This is a genomic window from Mesorhizobium sp. B1-1-8, from assembly GCF_006442795.2.
In the GTDB taxonomy this organism is placed as follows: Bacteria; Pseudomonadota; Alphaproteobacteria; order Rhizobiales; family Rhizobiaceae; genus Mesorhizobium.
In genome coordinates, this window is sequence record NZ_CP083956.1 from 1051129 (window position 1) to 1074531 (window position 23403).

Annotated in this window: 21 protein-coding genes; 12 read left to right on the plus strand and 9 right to left on the minus strand. The window is 63.9% G+C overall.

The features are described from left to right. Nucleotides 1-60 precede the first annotated feature (60 nt). Nucleotides 61-717, plus strand: coding sequence for a fructose-6-phosphate aldolase (gene fsa / locus FJ974_RS05160; RefSeq protein WP_140538026.1), 657 nt, complete (start codon nt 61-63; stop codon nt 715-717). 408 nt (nt 718-1125) lie between these two features. Here the strand turns inward: fsa and lptE are convergent, their stop codons facing one another. Together lptE and leuS are read right to left on the minus strand one after the other, a co-directional pair. Beyond that, complete coding sequence (gene lptE, locus FJ974_RS05165) at nt 1126-1707, minus strand: LPS assembly lipoprotein LptE (RefSeq protein WP_140538024.1); 582 nt, start codon at nt 1705-1707, stop codon at nt 1126-1128. Further along, nucleotides 1694-4321 carry a leucine--tRNA ligase gene (gene leuS, locus FJ974_RS05170; protein ID WP_140538022.1) on the minus strand — a complete coding sequence of 876 codons (2628 nt, stop codon included), beginning with the start codon at nt 4319-4321 and terminating at the stop codon, nt 1694-1696. The genes lptE and leuS overlap by 14 nt, the downstream gene beginning before the upstream one ends. Nucleotides 4322-4466: 145 nt before the next feature. Here leuS and FJ974_RS05175 point away from each other — a divergent pair, with 145 nt between their 5' ends. The 3 genes from FJ974_RS05175 to FJ974_RS05185 all read left to right on the plus strand — a co-directional run bounded on the left by FJ974_RS05175 (nt 4467) and on the right by FJ974_RS05185 (nt 6955). After that, on the plus strand, nt 4467-5132 hold the full coding sequence (locus FJ974_RS05175; protein ID WP_140538021.1) for a YggS family pyridoxal phosphate-dependent enzyme: 666 nt from the start codon (nt 4467-4469) through the stop codon (nt 5130-5132). Nucleotides 5133-5304: 172 nt separating this feature from the next. After that, nucleotides 5305-5703, plus strand: coding sequence for a hypothetical protein (locus tag FJ974_RS05180; RefSeq protein WP_140538019.1), 399 nt, complete (start codon nt 5305-5307; stop codon nt 5701-5703). Nucleotides 5704-5905: 202 nt separating this feature from the next. Then, nucleotides 5906-6955, plus strand: a complete 1050-nt coding sequence (locus FJ974_RS05185) for an aldo/keto reductase (RefSeq protein ID WP_140538018.1) — start codon at nt 5906-5908, stop codon at nt 6953-6955. 57 nt (nt 6956-7012) lie between these two features. Here the strand turns inward: FJ974_RS05185 and FJ974_RS05190 are convergent, their stop codons facing one another. Next, the gene (locus FJ974_RS05190; RefSeq protein ID WP_140538016.1) at nt 7013-7918 is read right to left on the minus strand and encodes a LysR family transcriptional regulator; all 906 of its coding nucleotides are present in this window, start codon (nt 7916-7918) and stop codon (nt 7013-7015) included. Nucleotides 7919-8039: 121 nt separating this feature from the next. Here FJ974_RS05190 and FJ974_RS05195 point away from each other — a divergent pair, with 121 nt between their 5' ends. Together FJ974_RS05195 and FJ974_RS05200 are read left to right on the plus strand one after the other, a co-directional pair. Beyond that, nucleotides 8040-9227, plus strand: coding sequence for an MFS transporter (locus FJ974_RS05195; RefSeq protein WP_140538014.1), 1188 nt, complete (start codon nt 8040-8042; stop codon nt 9225-9227). Nucleotides 9228-9264: 37 nt separating this feature from the next. Then, nucleotides 9265-10299, plus strand: coding sequence for an aldo/keto reductase (locus tag FJ974_RS05200; RefSeq protein WP_140538012.1), 1035 nt, complete (start codon nt 9265-9267; stop codon nt 10297-10299). A gap of 189 nt (nt 10300-10488) precedes the next feature. Here the strand turns inward: FJ974_RS05200 and FJ974_RS05205 are convergent, their stop codons facing one another. Further along, nucleotides 10489-11694: an integrase core domain-containing protein gene (locus FJ974_RS05205; RefSeq protein WP_140539330.1), complete on the minus strand. Its 1206-nt coding sequence runs from the start codon at nt 11692-11694 to the stop codon at nt 10489-10491. 120 nt (nt 11695-11814) lie between these two features. Continuing rightward, nucleotides 11815-12087 (minus strand): usg protein, encoded by a 273-nt coding sequence (locus FJ974_RS05210; protein ID WP_140538319.1) that lies wholly within the window; start codon nt 12085-12087, stop codon nt 11815-11817. A 302-nt stretch (nt 12088-12389) separates the two neighbouring features. On the opposite strand from FJ974_RS05210, the gene acs reads away from it, so the two are divergent. The 3 genes from acs to FJ974_RS05225 all read left to right on the plus strand — a co-directional run bounded on the left by acs (nt 12390) and on the right by FJ974_RS05225 (nt 16086). Beyond that, nucleotides 12390-14345: an acetate--CoA ligase gene (gene acs, locus FJ974_RS05215; RefSeq protein ID WP_140538318.1), complete on the plus strand. Its 1956-nt coding sequence runs from the start codon at nt 12390-12392 to the stop codon at nt 14343-14345. Continuing rightward, nucleotides 14345-15094: an MOSC domain-containing protein gene (locus tag FJ974_RS05220; protein ID WP_140538317.1), complete on the plus strand. Its 750-nt coding sequence runs from the start codon at nt 14345-14347 to the stop codon at nt 15092-15094. Before acs ends, FJ974_RS05220 begins: the two co-directional genes overlap by 1 nt. Before the next feature lie 173 nt (nt 15095-15267). Then, nucleotides 15268-16086: a sugar phosphate isomerase/epimerase family protein gene (locus FJ974_RS05225; protein ID WP_140538316.1), complete on the plus strand. Its 819-nt coding sequence runs from the start codon at nt 15268-15270 to the stop codon at nt 16084-16086. 69 nt (nt 16087-16155) lie between these two features. Here FJ974_RS05225 and FJ974_RS05230 read toward each other — a convergent pair whose 3' ends face one another. From FJ974_RS05230 to FJ974_RS05240, 3 genes are all read right to left on the minus strand, one after another. After that, nucleotides 16156-17424: an SAM-dependent methyltransferase gene (locus FJ974_RS05230; protein ID WP_140538315.1), complete on the minus strand. Its 1269-nt coding sequence runs from the start codon at nt 17422-17424 to the stop codon at nt 16156-16158. A gap of 447 nt (nt 17425-17871) precedes the next feature. After that, complete coding sequence (locus FJ974_RS05235; RefSeq protein ID WP_140538314.1) at nt 17872-19293, minus strand: pilus assembly protein; 1422 nt, start codon at nt 19291-19293, stop codon at nt 17872-17874. 103 nt (nt 19294-19396) lie between these two features. Continuing rightward, on the minus strand, nt 19397-19672 hold the full coding sequence (locus tag FJ974_RS05240; protein ID WP_140538313.1) for a hypothetical protein: 276 nt from the start codon (nt 19670-19672) through the stop codon (nt 19397-19399). Between the two features lie 200 nt (nt 19673-19872). On the opposite strand from FJ974_RS05240, the gene FJ974_RS05245 reads away from it, so the two are divergent. Beyond that, nucleotides 19873-20538 (plus strand): HAD-IA family hydrolase, encoded by a 666-nt coding sequence (locus FJ974_RS05245; RefSeq protein WP_140538312.1) that lies wholly within the window; start codon nt 19873-19875, stop codon nt 20536-20538. Between the two features lie 3 nt (nt 20539-20541). Here FJ974_RS05245 and FJ974_RS05250 read toward each other — a convergent pair whose 3' ends face one another. Beyond that, nucleotides 20542-20763 carry a DUF1674 domain-containing protein gene (locus tag FJ974_RS05250; RefSeq protein WP_140538311.1) on the minus strand — a complete coding sequence of 74 codons (222 nt, stop codon included), beginning with the start codon at nt 20761-20763 and terminating at the stop codon, nt 20542-20544. Nucleotides 20764-20961: 198 nt separating this feature from the next. On the opposite strand from FJ974_RS05250, the gene htpX reads away from it, so the two are divergent. Both htpX and FJ974_RS05260 read left to right on the plus strand, forming a co-directional pair. Continuing rightward, nucleotides 20962-21996, plus strand: coding sequence for a zinc metalloprotease HtpX (gene htpX / locus FJ974_RS05255; protein ID WP_140538310.1), 1035 nt, complete (start codon nt 20962-20964; stop codon nt 21994-21996). Beyond that, a complete protein-coding gene (locus FJ974_RS05260; RefSeq protein WP_140538309.1) occupies nt 21987-23369 on the plus strand; it encodes an RsmB/NOP family class I SAM-dependent RNA methyltransferase in 1383 nt (460 codons plus the stop codon). Before htpX ends, FJ974_RS05260 begins: the two co-directional genes overlap by 10 nt. Nucleotides 23370-23403 lie beyond the last annotated feature (34 nt).

Below are 23403 nucleotides of genomic sequence, written 5' to 3' on the forward strand. Positions count from 1 at the left end.
GATCAAAGGGCGACGCTGAACGTGCCGAGCACGCACGAGCAAATCTTCAGGAGACCCGCCATGAAATTTTTTGTCGACACCGCCGATATCAAAGAGATCAAGGAACTGAACGACCTCGGACTGCTCGACGGCGTTACCACCAACCCGTCGTTGATCCTGAAATCGGGCGGCAAGATCGTGGAAGTCACCAAGCAGATCTGCGACATCGTCGAAGGCCCGGTCTCGTCCGAGGTCGTGGCGACCGAGTTCAAGGACATGATGGCCGAGGCCGAAGTGCTGGCCAAGATCGCACCCAACATCGCCATCAAGGTGCCGCTGACGCTTGACGGGCTGAAGGCCTGCAAGACCATCCGCACCGAGATGAACCGCATGGTCAACGTCACGCTTTGCTTCTCGGCCAACCAGGCGCTGCTCGCCGCCAAGGCCGGCGCCTCCTTCATCTCGCCCTTCGTCGGCCGCATCGACGACACCGGCTCCGACGGCATGGAGCTGATCCAGGAAATCCGCCAGATCTACGACAATTACGATTACCAGACCGAGATCCTGACGGCATCGGTGCGCACCGTGAACCACGTCAAGCAAGCCGCCTTGATCGGCGCCGATGTCATCACCGCTCCGCCGGCGACGCTGAGGGCGCTGGTCAACCATCCGCTGACCGACAAAGGCCTCGCCGCCTTCCTCGCCGACTGGGCCAAGACCGGCCAGAAGATCGGCTGAGGCTGGATGCGAGCAATAAAAAAGGCCGGGCAACCGGCCTTTTTTCGTGGCAAAGTGCCTATGCCTTGGCAGGTCGCATGCCTCGGCGATTGGCCGGAATGCCCATCGCGATCGTCATCCTCGGGCGAAGCAAGGAGCGAAGCGACGCGGCGCAGACCCGAGGATCCATTCCGTGGAATACGAGCGTTGTGGCGATGCAGAATTTTGCTCCGCTGCACCCTTCGATCAAGGTAACGGCATGGATCCCAGGGTCTCCGCGACGGAGCTTACGCTCCTGCTTCGCCCTGGGATGACGAGGTTGTGGCGGCTTCAGCTAATCCCCAGCGCTTGCGCTGATTCCACCGAGACCAACGGTGAAAGCCCGCCGACAAGCCTGCAACCTTTCAAAATCCCTGTGTCCTTGAGGAACTAGGCTTTCTTGCCGTGCTTGACCAGATCCTGGGCGATCGCCAGGCGCAGCAGGTCGGCGAGTTCGCGGGCGGCGCGGTTCTCGGCGTCGATCTGCGCCCGATAGGCCGCATATTCCTGACGCGGTTTGTCATAGGACGACGGGATCGACCGCTTGCCGAGCGCGATCACCGTGCCGGTCGCGGTGTCCCGCAGCACGTAGTTGGCGGTCAGTGTCACGGTGCCTGCCGTCGGCTCGTCCTCGTCGGTCTGCACCTGCACCAGCGCCGCCGATTCGACCAGCTCGCTGACGCCGAGATCGAGCGTATAGACGGACGAGGCCGGTTCGCCCGAACCCTGGCCGAAGGCGAAGATCAGATTGTTGCGCACCTGCTGGGCATAGCGGGTGGCGACCGGCTTGATCGCGATCGACGCCAGCTCCGCCGCCGCGCCGACCTGCGAGCCGGCGGTCAGCGGCGCGCTCGAATAGAGCGGCCGCACCGTGCAGGCCGAGACCAGCGTCAGCGAGGCGACAAAGCCGTAGACCGCGATGCGGCGCAGCAGACGCGCCGCTTCTGGCTTTTCCGGATCAGGCAACGACATTGACGATCCTCTGCGGCACGATGATCACCTTGCGCGGAGCCTTACCTTCAAGTGCTTTCTGCACGAAGTCGAGGGCCAGCACCGCTTTTTCGACGGCACCTTGATCCGCGTCGCGGGCAATTGTCAAATCGCCGCGCTTCTTGCCGTTGACCTGCACCGGCAGCACGATCTCGTTGTCGACGACAAGCGCCGGATCGTAGGCCGGCCACGGCCGTTCGGCGACCAGTTCGGTGCCGCCCAGCGTCTCCCAGCACTCCTCGGCCAGGTGCGGCATGACCGGCGCGATCACATGCACCAGGATCTCCACCGCCTCGCGGCAGGCGCTATTCAGCGCCGCATCGGCCTTACCTTCGGCGACATCGTTGAGCGGCGCGGTCAGCGCATTGGCAAGCTCGTAGATGCGGGCGATCGCCCGGTTGAAGCCAAGCCTCTCGATATCCTCGCCGATCGCCTTCAGGATCTTGTGCGCGGCCCTGGAAACCGAACCGGCCTCGCCGTCATTCGCCGCTGCCGGCTTGACGCCGTCCAGCGATTCGGCCGCGATCGACACCAGGCGCCAGATGCGCTGCACGAAGCGATGCGCGCCGGCCGCACCCTCGTCCGTCCATTCGACGTCGCGCTCGGGCGGCGAATCCGACAGCATGAACCAGCGCGCCGTGTCGGCGCCGTAGCCGTCGGTGATCTCTTCCGGGCTCACCGTGTTCTTCTTCGACTTCGACATTTTTTCCAGCGGGCCGATAACCGCCTCCTCGCCGGTGGCGGTGTCGATGGCGCGGCGCTCGCCGCCGACGTCCTCGATCCTGACCTCGCTCGGCGACAGCCAGCGTCCGTTGGTCGAAGGACCACCGACCCGGTAGGTCTCGTGCACCACCATGCCCTGCGTGAACAGGCCCTTGAACGGTTCGGCCAGATTGAGATGGCCGGTTTCGCGCATGGCGCGGGTAAAGAAGCGCGAATAGAGCAGATGCAGGATCGCGTGCTCGATGCCGCCGATATACTGGTCGACCGCAAGCCATTCATCGGCCGCCTTCGGCTCGGTCGGCTCGTTGGCCCAGGGTGCCGTGAAGCGCGCGAAATACCAGGACGAATCGACGAAGGTGTCCATGGTGTCGGTTTCGCGTCGCGCGTTGCTGCCGCATTGCGGACATTTGACATGCCGCCAGGTCGGATGGCGGTCGAGCGGGTTGCCCGGCCTGTCGAACTCGATATCGTCGGGCAGCCTGACCGGCAGGTCGGCCTTCGGCACCGGCACCACGCCGCAGTGCTCGCAGTGGATCATCGGGATCGGGCAGCCCCAGTAGCGCTGGCGCGAAATACCCCAGTCGCGCAGGCGGAAATTCACCTTGCGCTCCGCCATCGGCCGGTTGCCGATGGTCTTCTGCTCCAGGAGCTTCGCCACCTCGTCGAACGCCCGCTCCGGCTTCATGCCGTCGAGGAAGCGCGAATTGATCATCACGCCGTCGTCGACATAGGCCTCCTCGATGATCTGGAAGCTTCCCTGATTTTCGCCTTCCGGCATCACCACCGGAATCACCGGCAGGCCGTATTTGTTGGCGAAGTCGAGGTCGCGCTGGTCGCCCGACGGGCAGCCGAAGATGGCGCCGGTGCCGTATTCCATCAGCACGAAATTGGCGACATAGACCGGCAGCGTCCAGCTGTCGTCGAACGGATGGACAACGCGGATGCCGGTGTCGAAACCCTTCTTCTCGGCCGTCTCCAGCGCCGCCACCGAGGTGCCCATATGGCGCACCTCGTCGATGAACTTGGCCAGTTCGACATTGCCTTCGGCGGCCTTCCTGGCCAGCGGATGGTCGGCGGCGACCGCCATGAAGGAGGCGCCGAAGATGGTGTCCGGCCGGGTCGTGTAGACCTCCAGCTCGTGCATGTCGCCGACCGGTTCGGCCAGCGGCCAGCGGATAAGCAGCCCTTCCGAGCGGCCGATCCAGTTGTGCTGCATCAGCTTGACCTTTTCCGGCCATTCGTCGAGGCGGTCGAGCGAATCCAGGAGGTCCTGCGCGAAGTCGGTGATCTTGAAGAACCACTGCGTCAGCTCGCGCTGCTCGACCAGCGCGCCGGAGCGCCAGCCGCGGCCGTCGATGACCTGCTCGTTGGCGAGCACCGTCATGTCCTCCGGATCCCAATTGACCTTGGAGGATTTGCGCGTCACCAACCCCTTCTCGACGAAGTCGAGGAACAGCATCTGCTGGCGGTGGTAATAGTCGACGTCGCAGGTGGCGAATTCGCGCGCCCAGTCCAGCGACAGACCCATCATTTTGAGCTGCTCGCGCATGGCCGCGATGTTCTCATAGGTCCATTCCCTGGGATGGACCTTGTTTTGCATCGCTGCGTTCTCGGCCGGCATGCCGAAGGCGTCCCAGCCCATCGGATGCAGCACGTTGAAACCCTTGGCGCGTTTGTAGCGCGCCACCACGTCGCCCATCGTGTAGTTGCGGGTGTGGCCGATATGGATTTTTCCCGACGGATAGGGGAACATCTCGAGCACGTAGTATTTCGGCTTCGGGTCGTCGTTCTGCGCCTCGAACAGCTTCTTTTCGGCCCAGGCCTTCTGCCATTTGGGCTCTGACGTGCGCGGATTGTATCGTTCGGTTGCCATCGGGTGTTTTTCACTTAAAAGCAGGCACGAAGCGCCGGACAATGCCAGGCGCCTGGGAAATGTCGTCGCGGTGTTCACCATGGATTGCCGGACCCGTCAACTGCGGCGAGTCGGCGTCGGCACTAACTACAGGCAGGATATGGGGATGACGAGTGCCGTCGAACAGCTTCTCGCGGTCAAGGCGAGGATCGCAAATGCAGAGCGCGAGGCCAAGCGCGAGCCTGGCGCCGTCACGCTGGTCGCGGTGTCGAAGACCTTTTCGGCGGACGATATCCACCCGGTGATCGAAGCCGGCCAGCGCGTCTTCGGCGAGAACCGCGTCCAGGAGGCTCAGGCCAAATGGCCGGCATTGAAGGAGAGCTTTCCGGATATCGAACTGCATCTGATCGGCCCGCTGCAATCCAACAAGGCCAGGGAAGCGGTCGCCCTTTTCGACGTCATTGAGACGGTCGACCGCGAGAAGATTGCCGCCGAGCTTGCCAAGGAGACGGCACGGCAAGGCCGCGCGCCAAAACTCTACGTGCAGGTCAACACCGGCTCGGAGCCGCAAAAGGCCGGCATCGAGCCGCGCGAGGCCGTCGCCTTCGTCAAGCGCTGCCGCGATGTGCATGCCCTCGTAATAGAGGGGCTGATGTGCATTCCGCCGGCCGACGAGAATCCCGGCCCGCATTTCGCGCTGCTCGAAAAGCTTGCCCGCGAGGCGGGAGTCGCAAAACTGTCGATGGGCATGTCCGGCGATTACGAGATGGCCATCGCCTTCGGCGCGACCAGCGTCAGGGTCGGCTCGGCGATTTTCGGCAGCCGCGCCTAGGCATGTCTCCCAAGATTTTGCGGCGGTTTCGGGACAAAGAAATGTTTGAAATCAAAAGCTTTAGAGCAGCCGCGTCATACCACCGCATTGCCCGATTGGACCGTCGCGCTAGCTGCGTTTTGAGGAACGAGCGAGCGGCTCCGAGCGGCTCCTTGAGCCCAGAGGAGGCCCCATGGCCACCATACGCCACGACCAGGATATCAGATATGACCGGCAAGTTTCCCGCGGGCTGCACGCGTGGGTCTATTTTGCGATGGTGGGGCTGGCAGCTTGCTATGCGCTATCGGCTTGGATCGGCTTCGGCGGCGGCTATGACGCCTATCTTCTTGCCGTTGTGACCGGGTTCATCGTGATGGCGGTAGCGTTGCCAGCCATCGCAGGCCGCGTCTGGCGTCATCACCGCAGCGGCACCCATGCCGCCACGACCTTCGCCGATTGGGTGGAAGGAGATTTCGATACCGGCGAGCACCCCATGAAAGCCAGAACGGCGGCGATCGAAATCCTGCTGCCACTTGCCGCTGTCGCGTTCGGTATGACGGCGTTTGCGATCCTCGCATTGGTGGAGAGCTAGAGCATGTCTCCCGAAAGTGCTCAGCGGTTTCGGGACAAAGACATTCTTAAGATCAAAGATCTTTGAAGCATGTCGCGTGCCTTAAGCCGATCCGTGGATCGATATGCGGCCAGGCGAATGATCCCGTTGTTCCAGCGCTTGAAACGAAACGCCCCGTTCCTATTTGACCTTTGTCATTCCAACTCACCGGGGAAATCTCATCATGCGCCATAACCAGCTCGGAAATACGGGGATGTTCGTCTCCGAACTCTGCCTCGGCACCATGACCTTCGGCGCCGCCGGCGAGAATGCCCAATGGGGCCTCATCGCCAGCCTTGACCAGAAAGGCGTGAACGAGATCGTCGGCCGCTCGATCGCCGCCGGCGTCAATTTCTTCGATACGGCCGATGTCTATTCGTTCGGCCAGTCCGAGCAGCTGCTCGGCCAGTCGCTCAAGGACCTCGGCATCAAGCGTTCGGATGTCATCATCGCCACCAAGGTGCACGGCACCATGGGCAACGGGCCCAATGAACGTGGCTCCTCACGTGGCCACATCATGGATTCGATCGACGGCAGCCTGGAGCGGATGCAGACCGACCACATCGATCTCTATCAGCTGCACGGCACCGACACGGTGACCCCGATCGACGAGACGCTGCGCGCCCTCGACGACCTGGTCGCCAGCGGCAAGGTGCGCTATGTCGGCGTCTCCAACTGGCAGGCCTGGCGCATCGCCAAGGCGCTGGGCATCGCCGAGCGCAAGGGCTTCGCCCGCTTCGAGACGGTGCAGTCCTATTACTCGATCGCCGGCCGCGACCTCGAGCGCGAGATCGTGCCGCTGCTCAATGAGGAGAAGCTCGGGCTGATGGTCTGGTCGCCGATGGCTGGCGGCCTGCTATCCGGCAAATACGGTCCCGGCGCGCCGGGCAATGGCGAAGGCCGCCGCGCCGCCTTCAACTTCCCGCCGGTCAACGAGGATCGCGCCTGGGCGGCGGTCGCCGTCATGCGCGAGATCGCCAGGAAACATGACGTCAGCGTCGCCACCGTGGCGCTGGGCTATGTGTTGGCCAAACCTTTCGTGATGAGCGTCATCATCGGCGCCAGCCGCATGGACCAGCTTGAGCAGAACCTTGCCGCGACGGCCCTGAAGCTCGATGCCGATGATCTCGCCAGGCTCGACGAAGTCAGCGCGCTACCCTCCGAATATCCCGGCTGGATGCTGGAAAGGCAAGGTGCCGGCCGGCGCCCCGCGCCCTTCGAACCGAAGGCGTAATACCGTTCGAGCAGACAGGTCAGAGCCGCGTGCCTTTGCGCGCGGCTCTTTCCTCATTCAGAGACGAACGGTCTCCGCCAGAAAGTCGAGAAAAGCCCGCACCCGCGCCGGCAAATGCTTGCCCTGGCCGACATAGACGGCATGCGTCGGCTCCTCGTCGCCGGGATTGAACTCCTCAAGCAACGGCACGAGCAGCCCGGCGGCGATGTCGGGTTGGACATGCCAGCGCGCCAGCCGTGCGATGCCGGCTCCTGCCAGCGTCGTTCGCCGCATCGCTTCGCCGTCGGTCAGCGACATGTTTCCGACAATCGGAAGGATGATCGATTTGCCTGCCGTATCGACGAAAGGCCATCCTTCGATATGTCTGGCGAAGCCGAAGGCGAGCATATTGTGGCGTCCTAGGTCGGACAGTGTGTGCGGCGTGCCGCGGGCTTCAAGATACGCAGGCGACGCGACCAGCACCATCCGGCTCTGGCCGAGCTTGCGCGCCACCAGGCGTGACTCGCGCAGCGGCCCGGCGCGTATGGCGATGTCGGCTCGCTCCTCCAGAAGGTCGATGACATTGTCGGTCAGCACCGCCTCGACGCCGATCTCAGGGTAGCGTTCCAGGAAGCGCGGCAGCAATTCCATCAGCCGGTGCTGGCCGAACGGCACATAGCTGTTGACCCTCAGCTTGCCCCGCGGTGCGGCCCCCGCCGCCGCTTCGCGCTCGGCCGTGTCCATGTCGGCGAGGATGCGCACGCCGCTGTCGTAGAAGGCGGTGCCCTCCGGCGTCAGCTGCAGCTTGCGTGTCGAGCGGCTGATCAGCCGCGCGCCAAGCCGCGCCTCCAGCCGCGCGATCAGCTTGCTTATCGCCGAAGGCGTCATGCGCAGCGCCCGCGCCGCGGCAGAAAAACTGCCCGCCTCGACGACGCGCACGAACACTTCGATCTCGCCGGAGCGGTTGATCTCGGGTCTCGCCATTCGTGAATCTATTTCACAGAAAATATGCCCGATGCAAGGCTGGTTCACAGCCTGGGGATTACGATCTTGCGTGTCGGGCGCGGGACTGAGCGTCCCTTTCCTGATCAACCGGACCGCAGCCATGCCTCTTGCCCTTTACGCACTCACCGCCGGCGCCTTCGGCATCGGCGTCACAGAATTCGTCATCATGGGCCTGCTGCTCGATGTCAGCGCCGATCTCGGCGTCTCGATCTCGGCCGCCGGCCTGCTGATCTCCGGCTATGCGCTGGGCGTCGTCCTCGGCGCGCCGCTGCTCGGCGCGCTGACCGGCCGTCTGCCGCGCAAGACCTTGCTGCTCGCCTTGATGGTGGTCTTCACAATCGGCAACCTCGCCTGTGCGCTGGCGCCCGACTATTGGACGCTGATGGCCGCGCGTGTGCTGACGGCCTTCGCCCATGCCTCCTTCTTCGGCGTCGGCTCGGTCGTCGCCACCGGCCTGGTCGCACCCAACAGGAAGGCCTCGGCTATCGCGCTGATGTTCACCGGCCTGACCGTCGCCAACATCCTTGGCGTGCCGTTCGGCACCTGGCTCGGCCAGGCCTATGGCTGGCGTTCGAGCTTCCTGGCCGTCACGCTGGTCGGCGTCATCGCCTTTGCCGTGATCGCGCTGCTGGTGCCCCGCGACGAGCCCGCCGCCGCTGAGGAAGAGGAGACCTCCGAAGGCACGCTCGCCGTGCTCGGCCGCCGGCCGGTGCTGCTCGGCCTGTTGACCACCGTGCTGAGCTGGGTCGGCGTCTTTGCGGCCTTCACCTATCTGGCGCCCATCCTCACCCGCGTCACCGGCTTTTCCGAGGGAGCCGTGTCGCCGATCCTGCTGGTCTTCGGCGGTGGCCTGGTGGCGGGCAATCTGCTTGGCGGGCGCCTTGCCGACCGCCATCTGATGCCGACGGTCGTCGGCACGCTGATCGCGCTGTCGGCAGTGCTGTTCGTCATGACCGCCGCGATCCATCAGCCGGTCACCGCGATCGTCGCCGTCGGCTTGCTGGGTGCCGCCGCCTTCGCCACGGTCGCGCCGCTGCAGATGTGGGTGCTGGAGAAGGCCGAGGGCGCCGGCCAGGGGCTGGCCTCGTCCTTCAACATCGCCGCCTTCAATCTCGGCAACGCCATCGGCGCCTGGCTCGGCGGCTTCGTTATTGACCACGGCCCCGGCCTCGGCGCCGTGCCCCTCGTTGCCGGCTTCGTGCCGCTCGCCGCGCTCGGTGTGGTGCTCATGGCGCTGCGCCTCGAACGCGGCCGGGCGATCGGCAAACCGGTCACGGCGCAGTGCTGAGCGCTGATCCCTTCGACATCCAATCAGGAGAAAAAAGATGGACTATCGACCTCTCGGTGCTTCCGGCCTGAAAGTGCCCGCGCTTTCCTTCGGCGCCGGAACCTTCGGCGGCTCCGGACCGCTGTTCGGCCATTGGGGCAACAGCGACGCCAGGGAAGCGCGCCGGCTGGTCGACATCTGCCTTGAGGCCGGCGTCAATCTGTTCGACACGGCGGACGTCTATTCGAACGGCGCCTCTGAAGAGGTGCTGGGTGAAGCGATCAAAGGCCGCCGCGACGCAGTGCTGATCTCGACCAAGACCGCGCTGCCGATGGGCGACGGCCCGGCCGGCTACGGTTCGTCGCGCTCGCGCCTGATCCGCTCCGTCGACGCGGCGCTGAAACGCCTCGGCACCGATTATGTCGATCTGCTGCAATTGCATGCCTTCGATGCCTCGACGCCGATCGACGAAGTGCTGTCGAGCCTGGACGACCTCATCCGCGCGGGCAAGCTGCGCTATGTCGGCGTCTCCAATTTCTCCGGCTGGCAGGTGATGAAGTCGCTCGGCCTGGCGGAGAAACATGGCTATCCGCGCTATGTCGCGCATCAGGTCTATTATTCGCTGGTCGGGCGCGACTATGAATGGGAGCTGATGCCGCTCGGCCTCGACCAGGGCGTCGGCGCGCTGGTGTGGAGCCCGCTCGGTTGGGGCCGGTTGACCGGCAAGATCCGCCGCGGCCAGCCCTTGCCGGAAAAAAGCCGCCTGCACGAGACCGCCAGCTTCGGCCCGCCGGTCGAGGACGAGCATCTCTATCGTGTCATGGATGCTCTCGACGCGGTGGCCGAAGAGACAGGCAAGACCGTGCCGCAGGTCGCCATCAACTGGCTCTTGCAGCGGCCGACCGTGTCGTCGGTGATCATCGGCGCCCGCAACGAGGAGCAATTGCGCCAGAACCTCGGTGCCGTCGGCTGGGTGCTGACGCCGGAGCAGATGAAGACGCTGGATGAGGCCAGCGCGGTGACGGCACCGTATCCGTACTTCCCCTATCGGCGCCAGGAAGGCTTCGCCCGGCTCAATCCGCCAGCGGTGTAAGCGCCGGCGCTGCCTAATCTCCCCCCTCGAGGGGGAGATGTCGCCGAAGGCGACAGAGGGGGTCGCCTCACGTAGAGCGCCAACCTCCTCCGACCTTGCAAAGGGGCCGGCGCTCCACGCGCGGCGACCCCCCTCTGGCCGCTTTTGTCCAGCCGATAGATGGGTAACACTTTGAACCGGATACATGGGTTACAGTTTTCTCCCTGAGTTGCTGTCCGCCGCAGTGCCGTCTGGTCGGGGTTGAACGGCACTGCGGCGGACCAGTTTCTTGTGTCGGCCGTCAATGAAGCCGAGCGGATGGGCATAGAAGTGGAGTGCCCATTCCCCATTCTCGGTCTCGGTTGCGGCAATCGCTTCACCGGCCAGCGCTTTTGAGACGTAGATGAAGTCGCCGTTCCACTTGATCTCGCCGTTTTGGCGCACGCTGCGCACCGCAGCTTCGGCCGGATAGTCCGGCTCTGGTGTCGTCTTCGGCATGGCGCGGGTCGAGGGGCGGTAATGCTGTGCCGGCGTGTCCATACCCAGCGCCTCGTGCGGGCGCTCCTCGTTATACTCGCGCCGGAAAGCCTCGAAAGCCCGAGCCTGGGCGGCCCTGTCGGCCTCCGGCGCCTTGGCCAGCGGCAGCATGGTCAGGTGGAAGCGCTCATGGCATCCGTTCTGCTGCGGTTTGCCCGGCTGAATGCGCTCCAGCACGATACCGAGCTTGATGAAGCGCACCGCAAGCGGCGTCAGCCCGGTGACGCCGGCTGACGCGAACGGCGCCCCATTGTCGCTTCTGAACCGATCCGGCAGGCCATGCTCCTCGAATGTCCGTTCAAACACCGGCCAGGCTTCACCCTCCGACGTCGAGCCGATCGCCGCCAGCGCCAACAGGTAGCGGCACGCCCCATCCATCACCGTCAGCGGCTCGCAGCGCCAGCCGTCGCCGGTCCGGAACCAGCCCTTGTGATCTCCCGTCCACAGCGCGTTCGCCGCCTCAGGCTCCGGCCATGGACCGTTGCCCGCCGCTCTCCAGCGCGCGCGCCGACGCCCGACAAGGCCATGCCGCTTCAGAATCTCGCCGGCTGTCGACACCGCCGGCCAGCTGCAGCTGGGCTCCGCCCGCTTCAGCCGGGCCATGATCTTCTTCGGCCCCCACAGCGGATGCGCTTCCTTCTGCGCCACGATCCGCTCCACCAGCTCCGCTGCCGTGGCACGGCCGTGCTCGAGCGGCGCCCGCGGCTGGTCGTGCAGGCCTTCCGGCCCGAACGCCCGGTAACGTCCAAGCCATTTGTAACCGGTCTTGCGCGAGATCTCGAAGGCAGCACAAAGCTGCGTCATCGTCTCCTCGCCAGATAGGCATTCCGCAACAAAACGAAGCCGCTCATCCATGAGCCCAGTCTCTCGCCAAACCATCGCCGGTCCTCCCGGCGGACAAGAAAACTGTCACCCATCTAATCGGTCCATTCTGTTACCTATCTATCCGGTTCGGACACTTTGCGGCCATCTCCCCCTCAAGGGGGGAGAGTGCGCCGCTCAATGTACCCGAAACTCCCCATCTACCTTGCGCCACTCGTTCGGGGCGATCAGCTTCTGGTGCGTGTAGGTTACCGAATGCAGCGGCCCGTCGAGCTTGGTCTTCCAGAACTCGATGAAGCGGATCAGCACCGGGAATGTCGGGGCGATGTCGTAGTCCTGCCAGATATAGCTCTGCAGCAGATGCGGATGGTCCGGGAAATGATAAAGGATCTTGGCCGTGGTCAGTCCATAGCCGCTGAGCATCAAGTCCATTTCGGGATGGTGGCGCATTGCCGTCCTCAGTTCTCCTTTCCTCCCAACGCGAAACTGTGCGCCTGGTTGCTTAACTGTCTATTGATTTTCGCACACCAGACCAGAGTTTTCCATCGGAAAAACAGTCGGTTAGCAGCCCAGGGACGCGAGTGCTGACAGCACTGTGCGCTTGACCCTGCGTCATCCCGCCGCGCGAATCCAACGTCTAATATTGCCGTCACGGCGGAACTGTTAATAATGCCCGCGAATTCGCGGCTCGACCGCCGCGATGCCGCCGGTGCTTCAAGCCGGCGGAACGGTTCTGGAGGAAAGCTGCAAAAATGTCCGATGTGCATGTCCACCGCGTCCAGCCGGCGTGGAAGAAGAACGCGTTGATCGACAACGACACCTATCTCAAATGGTACGCCGACAGCGTGAAAAATCCGGACAAGTTCTGGGGCAAGCACGGCAAGCGCATCGACTGGTTCAAGCCGTTCAGCAAGGTCAAGAATACCTCCTTCGACGGCAAGGTCTCGATCAAGTGGTTCGAGGACGGCCAGACCAACGTTTCCTACAATTGTATCGACCGGCATTTGAAGAAGCGCGGCGACCAGACCGCAATCATCTGGGAAGGCGACAACCCCTACGATGATCGCAAGATCACCTATAACGAGCTCTATGCCCATGTCTGCCGCTTTGCCAATGTGCTGAAGAAGTACGGCGTCAAGAAGGGCGATCGCGTGACCATCTATATGCCGATGATCCCGGAAGCGGCCTATGCGATGCTTGCCTGCACGCGTATCGGCGCCATCCATTCGGTGGTCTTCGGCGGCTTTTCGCCGGATGCGCTGGCCGGCCGCATCGACGACTGCAAGTCGACCATCGTGGTCACCGCCGACGAGGGCCTGCGCGGCGGCAAGCCGATCCCGCTCAAGGACAACACCGACAAGGCGGTCGACATCGCCGCCAAGGCCGGCACCAAGGTCGAGAAGGTCGTGGTCGTTCGCCGCACCGGCGGCAAGACCGGCTGGGTGCCGGGGCGCGACGTCTGGTATCACGAAGAGGCGGCTACCGTTAAGGCCGACTGCAAGCTGGAGAAGATGAAGGCGGAAGACCCGCTTTTCATCCTCTACACCTCCGGCTCGACCGGCAAGCCGAAGGGCGTGCTGCACACCACCGCCGGCTACCTCGTCTATGTCTCGATGACGCACCAGTACGTCTTCGACTACCATGACGGCGACATCTACTGGTGCACCGCCGATGTCGGCTGGGTCACCGGCCACAGCTATATTGTCTACGGCCCGCTCGCTAACGGCGCCACCACGCTGATGTTCGAGGGCGTGCCGAACTACCCCTCGCAATCGCGCTTCTGGGAGGTCATCGACAAGCACAAGGTCAACATCTTCTACACCGCGCCGACGGCGCTGCGCGCGCTGATGGGCGCCGGCGACGGCCACGTGAAGAAGACCTCGCGCAAGTCGCTGCGCGTGCTTGGTACCGTCGGCGAGCCGATCAATCCGGAAGCCTGGGAGTGGTATTTCAATGTGGTCGGCAACGCCAAGGTGCCGATCGTCGACACCTGGTGGCAGACCGAGACCGGCGGCATCCTGATCACGCCGCTGCCGGGAGCCACCGACCTGAAAGCCGGCTCGGCGACGCGGCCCTTCTTCGGCGTCAAGCCGCAGCTGGTCGACGGTGAGGGCAAGGTGATCGAGGGCGCGGCCGACGGCAATCTCTGCATCACCGATTCCTGGCCTGGCCAGATGCGCACCGTCTATGGCGACCACGACCGCTTCGTGCAGACCTATTTTTCCACCTACAAGGGCAAGTATTTCACCGGTGATGGCTGCCGCCGCGACGCCGACGGCTATTACTGGATCACCGGCCGCGTCGACGACGTCATCAACGTCTCCGGCCACCGCATGGGCACGGCCGAAGTGGAATCGGCGCTGGTCAGCCACGACAAGGTATCGGAGGCCGCGGTCGTCGGCTATCCACACGATATCAAGGGCCAGGGCATCTACTGCTACGTCACGCTGATGGCAGGCGAGCAGCCCAGCGAGGACCTGCGCAAGGAGCTCGTCGCCCATGTCCGCAAGGAGATCGGCGCCATCGCCACACCGGACAAGATCCAGTTCGCGCCGGGCCTGCCAAAAACCCGCTCGGGCAAGATCATGCGGCGCATCCTGCGCAAGATCGCCGAGGATGATTTTGGCGCACTCGGCGACACCTCCACGCTTGCCGATCCGGCCGTGGTCGACGATCTCGTCGCCAACCGGCAAAACAAGAAAGGCTGATGGCCGGCGCTGCCGCACTGGGCACCGTCAGCCAGCTCTGGCGATACCCGGCGAGCTCGCTCGCCGGCGAGCGCATGGACGCCATCTCGGTCGATCGGGCAACCGTCGACGGCGACCGCCTGTTCGGGCTGGTCGATGCCTCGGATGGCGAGATCGCCCGACCCGACCGAGAAGCCAAATGGCACAAGGTACCGCTGATCCGCACCCGGCTGTCCGAAGACCGCCGGCTCGAAGTGGCGGTGCCCGGCGGCGACTGGCTGCCGGCGCCCGACCCGCGAAGCGACCGCGCTATCTCGACCTTTCTCGGCTTCGAGGCATCGATCCGGCCGTTCGGCCAGGAAAACGCGGCACCCGCCTACGCCGGTCCGTTGACTGAGGCGCGCTACCGCAAAGCGCCGATCCATCTCCTGACCACCGCTTCGCTGGCGCGGCTGAAGGCGTTGCATCCGCAAGGCGCTCCCGACCCGCGCCGCTTCCGCCCCAACATCGTTGTCGACATGGTGCCAATCGAAGGTTCGTTCCCGGAAACGGAATGGATCGGCCGCAAGCTGGCGATCGGCGACCTGCTGCTCACCGTCTCGGAGCCTTGCCGCCGCTGCGGCTTCACCATCATCGCCCAGGACGGCTTCGACACCGATCCCGGCATCCTGCGCAACCTGGTCCGCCATAACGCCCATAATCTCGGCGTCTATTGCACGGTCGACCGGCCCGCGCGTGTCGAGATCGGCGCGCCGATGCGCTTCGTCTGAGCCCTCGTACGATACATCTCGAACCGGCGCTCGCGGAGCAAGACCTGTTCCACGGCGCAGCCGCAATCACGGCGCAACCTGTAATACGCGTGACAGAAAACGACGCCATACAATCTGGCGCGACCCCGCCTCTTCGCTTGTCCTGCAATTCAATCCCACCAATCGGAGTACCGATGACTTCCTTGCCCATCCTTGGCGCCGCCATGACGCTGGACGACGTCGAAATCCATCGCGACTGGCTTTTCGAAAAGCAGCGTGACCTGGAACTGCAGAGCTTCGTCGACGCTGAAATTCTCAACGGCGACTGGGCACCGCGCGCCGCCCGCGCCAAAAAGCTTCTCGACGGACACCGGGGACGGCTCGGGATTCACGGACCTTTCTGGGGCTTCACCATCGCCTCGCAGGACCCTGACATTCGCGCCGTTGTCAGCAAGCGCCTGATGCAGGGTCTTGATGTCTGCGCCGCCATCGGCGCAACCCAGATGGTCGTCCATAGCCCCTACACAACCTGGTCCTACAACAATCTCGACAACAATCGCGGCGGCCGCGAGGAAATCGTCGAGTACTGCCACCTGACGCTGCGCGATGCGGTCAGGCAGGCCGAGGACATCGGCTGCACGATGGTGCTGGAAAACATCGAGGACAAGGACCCGCATATCCGCGTGGCCTTGGCCGACAGCTTCGCGTCCCCAGCCGTCGCCGTGTCTATCGACACCGGCCACGCCTATTATGCTCATGGCTCGACCGGCGCTCCGCCGGTCGATCACTACGTGCACGCCGCCGGCAACCGGCTGCAGCACGTCCATCTGCAGGATGCCGACGGCTATGCCGATCGCCACTGGAGCCTCGGTGAGGGCACCATCCAGTGGCGCTCGGTCTTTGCCGCGCTGGCCGGGCTCGAAAGCAATCCGCGCCTCATCATCGAGATCAAGGACAAGTCCAAGATCCCCGCATCGGCGGCCTATATCGCCTCGCTCGGCATCGCCGGGTGAGATGGCGGCGGGCGGCATGCTCCTCCAGGTGCCGCTCGCCTTTTACTCGGGAATGGAGCGCGTCGCGCGTTACCGGTACAAATCGGCTCGTGTCGGCGGCAGCCCGCTTGGCCCCCGCGCCCGCTTGGTGGCGACGGTCTGGAAAATCTGCGCCGAGGCGCGCTCGAAGGTGATCGAGCAGCCTGTGAGGTAAAGCAGCCAGAGCCGCGCCTTGGGCTCGCCGACCTCTGCGACCGCCTCGTCGAAGCGTGCGTGCAGGCGCTCGGCCCACAGCCGGCAGGTGCGGGCGTAGTGCTCGCGAAGGTTCTCGACATCGTAGACGAGGAAACCATGCGCCTCGAGATTGCCGAGCGTCATGCCGATCGTGTCGAGTTCGCCGCCCGGAAAGATATATTTGATCAGCGCCTTGTATTCCGGCCCCTTGCGCAGGGTCTTCTTCAGGTCGCCCTTGCTGCGCCGCGTGATGGCGTGGTGCAGGTAGATGCCGCCCGGCTTCAGCAGCCGGTGAACCGTCGAGAAATAGGCGGCATGGTTGGCGAGCCCGAGATGCTCGAACATGCCGATGGACGAGATCTTGTCGAAGCTGCCGGTGAGCTCGGCGTAGGATTTTATCTCGATGCTGATGCGGTCCTCGAGACCCTCGGCGCGAATGCGCTCGCGCGCCAGCTTCGTCTGCTCTTCCGACAGCGAAACGCCGTGACCGACGACGCCGTAGTGCTTCACGGCATGAATGAGCATCGCGCCCCAGCCGCAGCCGATATCGAGCAGCCTTTCGCCCGGCTTCAGCCTGAGCTTGCGGCAGATGTGGTCGAGCTTGTCGAATTGCGCCTGGTCGATGCCGTTGGCGAAATCCTTGAAGTAGCCGCAGCTGTAGACCATGCGCTCGTCGAGGAAGAGCCGGTAGAAAGCGTTCGAAATGTCGTAATGATGCTGGATCGCCTCCTTGCTCGATCCGCTGACATAAGGATTGCGCCCGGACAGATCGGTGCGCGCCGTCATCTCTTTTCGGGAAAACAGCACGGCCGGCAGGTCGCGCAGGATCGCCAGCTTCGGCAGCGATCTGAGCTTCGTCTTGAGCTTGCCTTCCGACGGCAGCGCATAGAAGTCGAACAGCGAGCCTTCCTCGATGTCGACGGTCTTGGAAATCCACATCTCGACCAGCGTCGAGAAGCGCGGCCGGCGCAGCAGCTGCCAGACGATGTCCTGGTCGTTGATGGCGAGCACCGGGCCGCCGGCCGGCCCGATCCGCTCGCCGGTCCACAGCTTGACTGCGAAACCCGGCTTCAGCGTCTCGATAACCGTTCGCACGATCCGCGCGGCTTTGTCGGCGGCGTCCATTCCCATCTCCCGATGCGTTGAATACCTCCCCTCCCGAGCGCCACTGTCCTCCAACTGGCCCGCGGACCGCAATCCCGATCTGTTGCGCAAAAACACCGCGCACAGGGATTTCCTGTCCGGGCAACCCGCCATTCCGCTAGGGCAGCTTGTTTTTTGTTGCAATGCACCCCATCATGAGGGTGTCTTCAACAAATCGAAAGGAGGTGATCCGATGTCGAGTGATTTCGTTTTCCAGAACGTGAGCTCAGCGGATTGCACTTTCGGGAAGCAGTCTTCCCGTTAAGGCGCGAGATGCGCGGCAGGTGATGCGCACAGCATCGCCGCCATGAGCCGCGTCATGGACGGAAACACGGAAGGCCGCCTGCTTCGTCAAGAAGCGGCGGCCTTTTCCTTTTGCCGTCCGGGTTTGCCAAAAGTTTTGCAGATAGGGCCGGACCACCGATCAACTTACTTGGTGATGGCAAGGGTCTCGATGTTCTGGACGATGGCGCCGAAGGCTTGATCGAGCTCAGGGCCGGTTGCGGCTTCGTAATAATGTTTCAGCGACGACGTGTCTGTCGTCGAGCAATCCTTCAGCACGCTCTTGGCCTGGTCTCTCTCTGTCTTCGACATGCTCGGATCGTTCAGGTCAAAACCGATCGTGAAGATCTCGATGCCGTCTCGCTTCATGTTGTCGCATATGTTTTCAGCATTGCCGCGCGACATCTGGCCGGCATCCTGCGATTTGGCGGCGCCGCGCCCACCGGCGAAAGCCGTGTTGAACTGGCCGTCCGTCATCAGGATCGCGATCTTGGCCACCTTCTTCTTGTCGAAGTTGGCGGGTCCGGCGCCCAAGCCGGCATCCGCAATTGCCGAACGCCAGGAAGGCGAGAGCATATAGTAGCCCCATTGCGCGGCAATGCCGCCGGCGGTGACGCCGCCCGCCTTGAAGCTGCCGATGGTGTTCAACAACTTTGTTTCATCTGCCGTCAGCGGGATGAGAGCGGCAGCCGGGCAGACCCCAATGCGGTAATCCCGGTTGACCTTAGCCTGGTAAGTCTTGCCCTTGTTGTCCGTACGCAACGTATAGGGCCCGTCGGACGAATAATCGGCATAGCCGTCCCTGTCCTTGCGCTCAGTGGCGCATTTGTCAGGGGCCGGAGTGGCCGCGGAGACCACGATCGGCGCATCGATGGGCGGCGGCAGCTTGGGTCCGTTCTTCGTCTCGACAAACACCGTGCCGGCAAGACCGCCGGTATTGACCGCTTCGGCATAGGGAACGATCGCCACCCGCACGCGCGGATTGTTCTTGTCGCGGTTCGTGGCCAGCAGACTGGTCACCGCATTGGAAGCTGCGCTCTGCAGATCGCCGATCTTGTCGGTCTTGGCCCGTTTGTCGGCAGCCATCGATCCGGTGATGTCGAGCATCATCGAAACCTCGACCAGCTTGTCCGAATAGAGCGCGGTGGTGGAGGCGCCGACGCGCTGCATGTCGCCGGTGCTGAAAATCGGAAAATAAAGGCCGATATCGGCATGCACAGCCGCCTGCACGGTCTTGGCCGTCTTGTCGACGGTAAGCTTGTCGAGCACGATCTGGTTGGCTTGGAGAATCCCGGCCGTGCTGTTGGCGTCGAGGAAGGCCTGCACCTGTGCGTTGGCATCGGTTTCCTTGATGACGCCAAGGGTGAGATCGCGTGCCGTCGAGGCCACCGCCGCGTCGACGACGCCCTGCAGGCTCGATTTCGCGTTGTAGAGCTGCGAGATATTGACCGCGAATCCCACGCCCAGCGCCAGCACCGCTGCGGCAAGCCCGAACAGAACCGCGAAATTGCCTCCGCGATCCCGGGCAAAGCCGTCCACCCGACGAACGAGACCTTTGAACTGCCGCATCCTTCCGCCTCCACCGTCTGCGGCATCGAGGCCGCTCGAGGGATGCGTTGCAGGATTGCGGCCAGATACGGCCGGCAGCCCGCCGGAAGTCGTCTGGATTTGGTCAAGCTATTGTTTTTGCTCGATTTCGAACTGCTGAAAGATGAATGACCGGTAAACGAAAATACGATGGCGAAGCTTCGTTCATGAAGCACTTACCACGATCCTTGTGACCGTCGCGGGCCTTCCCGCTTCGGCACAGCCTGATTGTGCCGAAGCGGGATGCGTCGCGGCCGCGCGCGATCACCATACGGGCCGATCCGCGGCCGGTTGTGGCGGGGTCGAACGTATCGCTGTCGAGGAAGGCCTCCATCCAGACCGGGAAATCGCCGCCACGCACTCGATGGCGATTTCGTAGCCAAGCCCGATCAGCATCGCCTACCCCTTTTTTGATTTGGGAGACTTGATTTTCAAGACGGCAACGGGGACGTTGTTAGTCTGGCGGATCGAATTGATGGCCCGCGACTTTCCGGTCAGTATCTAAGGCTAAAGATAGCGACAGCCTTTCGCCCTCCCAAAATAAATCGCCCAGGATACCCGATGTTCTCAGGCAGAAAGTTCGCCGCTTTCCTTTTTGACATGGACGGCACGGTCCTCAATTCGATTCCCGCGGCCGAACGGGTGTGGACCAAATGGGCTGAGCGCCACGGTCTCGATGTGGCGACCTTCCTGCCGACCATCCACGGCAAGCGGGCAATCGAGACGATCGCCGGGCTGGGGCTCGCGGGTGTCGATTCCGTCGCGGAGGCCGATGCGCTGCTCAAGGCCGAAGCGGCCGACCTCGAAGGCATCGTGCCGATTCCCGGCGCCGTGGCGTTTCTCAATGCGCTGCCGGCGAATCGTTTGGCGATCGTCACCTCGGCGCCGCGCGAGCTGGCGCTGCTGCGCATGCACGCGGCCGGCATTCCGGTTCCCACCATGATGGTGACGGCGGAGGATGTCACCCACGGCAAGCCGGCACCCGACTGTTTTCTGCTAGCCGCCAGGCGTCTCGGCGTCGAGGCGCGCGACTGCCTTATCTTCGAGGACGCGCCGGCGGGCATTGCAGCGGCGGAAGCCTCCGGCGGCTCGGTGATGGTGATCAGCGCCACGCACGTCCATCCGATGATGACGCCGCATCCCAGCATCGCTTCCTACGACGCGCTCGGTATCACCGTCGATGAGGACAGCTGGATTGCTCTAGAACCGCAGCGCGATGCGGCTTAGGCATTAAAAATCGCTGGTCAGGCCCTTCACCTCCCAGTCGCCGTAGCGACTAGGCTCCTTGCCGCCGCGGCCGCCGATCTCTTTCGGCAGCGCGGCTTCCTTCTTGCGATACTCTTCGCGCCTCGCATCCGCTTCCGCGAGCGCCCGGCGTGCCGCCGGCGTCAGCTCCTTGAGCGCCTTGTCGCTGTCAGAAGGCGCTTCGGTTTTGCCGGGCTGGTCGGTCATGCGATACTCCAGAGCAATTCCAGGAAAAGTGTGACACGGTTTTCCGTCCGGAATTGCGTAAAGACAAAGAGATGGAGCGGTTCGCCGTTTCCATGAAACGGTGAAACGCTCCAGCCGATTGAAACAGGGACCGGCGTTTCCCATCATATAGCCATGACGCCAAAAGGATCGACCCCTGTTCGACAAACGGATGAGACGATGAACACGCTTCGCACCGCCATGCTTCTTGCCGCGATGACGGCGCTATTCATGGGCGTCGGCTATCTGATCGGCGGCTCGGGCGGCATGGTGATCGCGCTTTTGATCGCCGCCGGCATGAACCTGTTCAGCTACTGGAATGCCGACAAGATGGTGCTGTCGATGAACCGCGCCGTCGAGGTCGATGAGAAGAACGCGCCGGAGTATTACGCGATCGTCCAGGCGCTGGCCAAGCAGGCAGGACTGCCGATGCCGAAGACCTATCTCATCGACAACCCGCAGCCCAACGCCTTCGCTACCGGCCGCAACCCTCAGAATGCCGCGGTTGCCGCGTCGACCGGGCTGTTGGAGCGGCTTTCGCATGAGGAGGTCGCTGCCGTCATGGCGCATGAGCTTGCCCATGTGCAGCACCGCGACACGCTGACCATGACCATCGTGGCGACCCTTGCCGGCGCCATTTCGATGCTCGGCAATTTCGCCTTCTTCCTCGGCGGCAGCCGCGACAACAACAACCCCTTCGGTTTCGTCGGCGTGCTGGTGGCGATGCTGGTCGCGCCGTTCGCCGCCATGATCGTGCAGATGGCGGTGAGCCGTACCCGCGAATACGAGGCCGACCGGCGCGGCGCCGAGATCTGCGGCCATCCGCTGTGGCTGGCATCCGCGCTTGACAAGATCGCCCGCAGCGCCGAACGCATCCCCAACCCGGACGCCGAGCGCAATCCGGCAATGGCGCATCTCTTCATCATCAACCCGCTATCCGGCGAGCGCATGGACAATCTGTTCTCCACCCATCCGAGCACCGACAACCGCATCGCCGCCCTGCAGCAAATGGCGCGCGGAATGGGCAGCCCACCGCAGGCGGCGCAGCGCCAGGCGCCGCCGCCGACCCAGGCCGATGAGCCGCCGGCAGGGCCTTGGGGCAGGCCGGCGGAACCCGCGCAGCCGGCCGTGCCGCCGCGGCCGAAGCCTAATCCGTGGGGCCGCAATCCGACTGGACCTCGCAGCACCGGACCCAAGAGCGGTCCGTGGTCGTGACGCCACCGAGGCAGCGCCATTCAGGCAATCCGCAGAACAGGGCCGGCGACGAGACCGTCGCCGGCCTTGCCGCGCGCAAGGCGGCGGCGCGCCTGCTTGCCGCCGTCATCGATGCCAAGACGCCGCTCGACGGGCTGACCGACAACGAGCATGGCCATTCGCAGTACAAGGCGCTCGACAGCCGAGACCGCGCCCTCGTTCGCGCCATCCTGGTCACCGCGCTGCGCCACCGCATGACCATCGCCGGGCTGCTGGCAAAGCGGCTGGAGAAACCGCTGCCGCCCAATGCCACGGCGCTCTCGCACATCCTGCATGTCGCGGCGGCGCAGATCCTGTTTCTGGACATCCCCGACAGCGCCGCCGTCGACCTTGCCGTCACCCATGCCAAGTCCGATCCGCGCACGTTGCGTTTTTCCGGCCTGGTCAACGGCGTGCTGCGCTCGCTGGCGCGCGCCAAGGAAATCGAGCTCGCCCCGGCGCTTGCAGCGACAAGCGAGGCGCCACGATGGTTCGCCGAACGGCTGCAGGCCGCCTACGGCGCCGAAAAGACTGGCGCCATCCTTGCCGCCCACCGCCACGAGGCACCGGTCGATTTCACCGTCAAGTCGGACCCGGCGCTCTGGGCCGATCGCCTGGGCGGCATCGTGCTGCCGACCGGCACGGTGCGGGTTGAAAAGTTGCAAGCCGCCGTCACCGAATTGCCGGGCTTCGCCGAGGGCGCATGGTGGGTGCAGGATGCCGCGGCAAGCCTGCCCGCGCGGCTCCTAGGCGACATCAGGGACCAGCGTGTCGCCGATCTTTGTGCGGCACCCGGCGGCAAGACGGCGCAGCTCATCCTTGCCGGCGCCCGCGTCACCGCCATCGACAGCTCGAAGAACCGGCTGGCGCGGCTGGCGCAGAATCTCGAACGCCTCGGCCTGTCGGCCGAACTGGTGCAGACGGACCTGCTCGACTACCGGCCGGCGGAGCCGTTCGATGCCGTTCTGCTCGACGCGCCCTGCTCCTCGACCGGCACCGTGCGCCGGCATCCCGACGTGCCGTGGACCAAGACCATGGCCGACGTCGAAAAGCTCGCCGCGCTGCAGCGCAAGCTGCTTGACCGGGCATTCGGCCTGGTCAAGACCGGGGGACGGCTCGTCTTTTCCAATTGTTCGCTCGACCCGCTCGAAGGCGAAGACCTTTATCGCGCTTTCCTCGCCGAGACGGCCGGGCTTGTCGACGATCCGATCGGAGCCGGCGAATTTGCCGGCGTCGATCCGTTCCTGACGCCGCAGGGCACGCTGCGTACCACGCCTGCCGACATGGTGCTGGATTCGCCTGGCATTTCAGGACTGGACGGTTTCTTTGCCGCCAGGATGCGGAGGGCCGGCTGAAGCGGTATTCGATAGAACTTGCCGACTTTCTTAG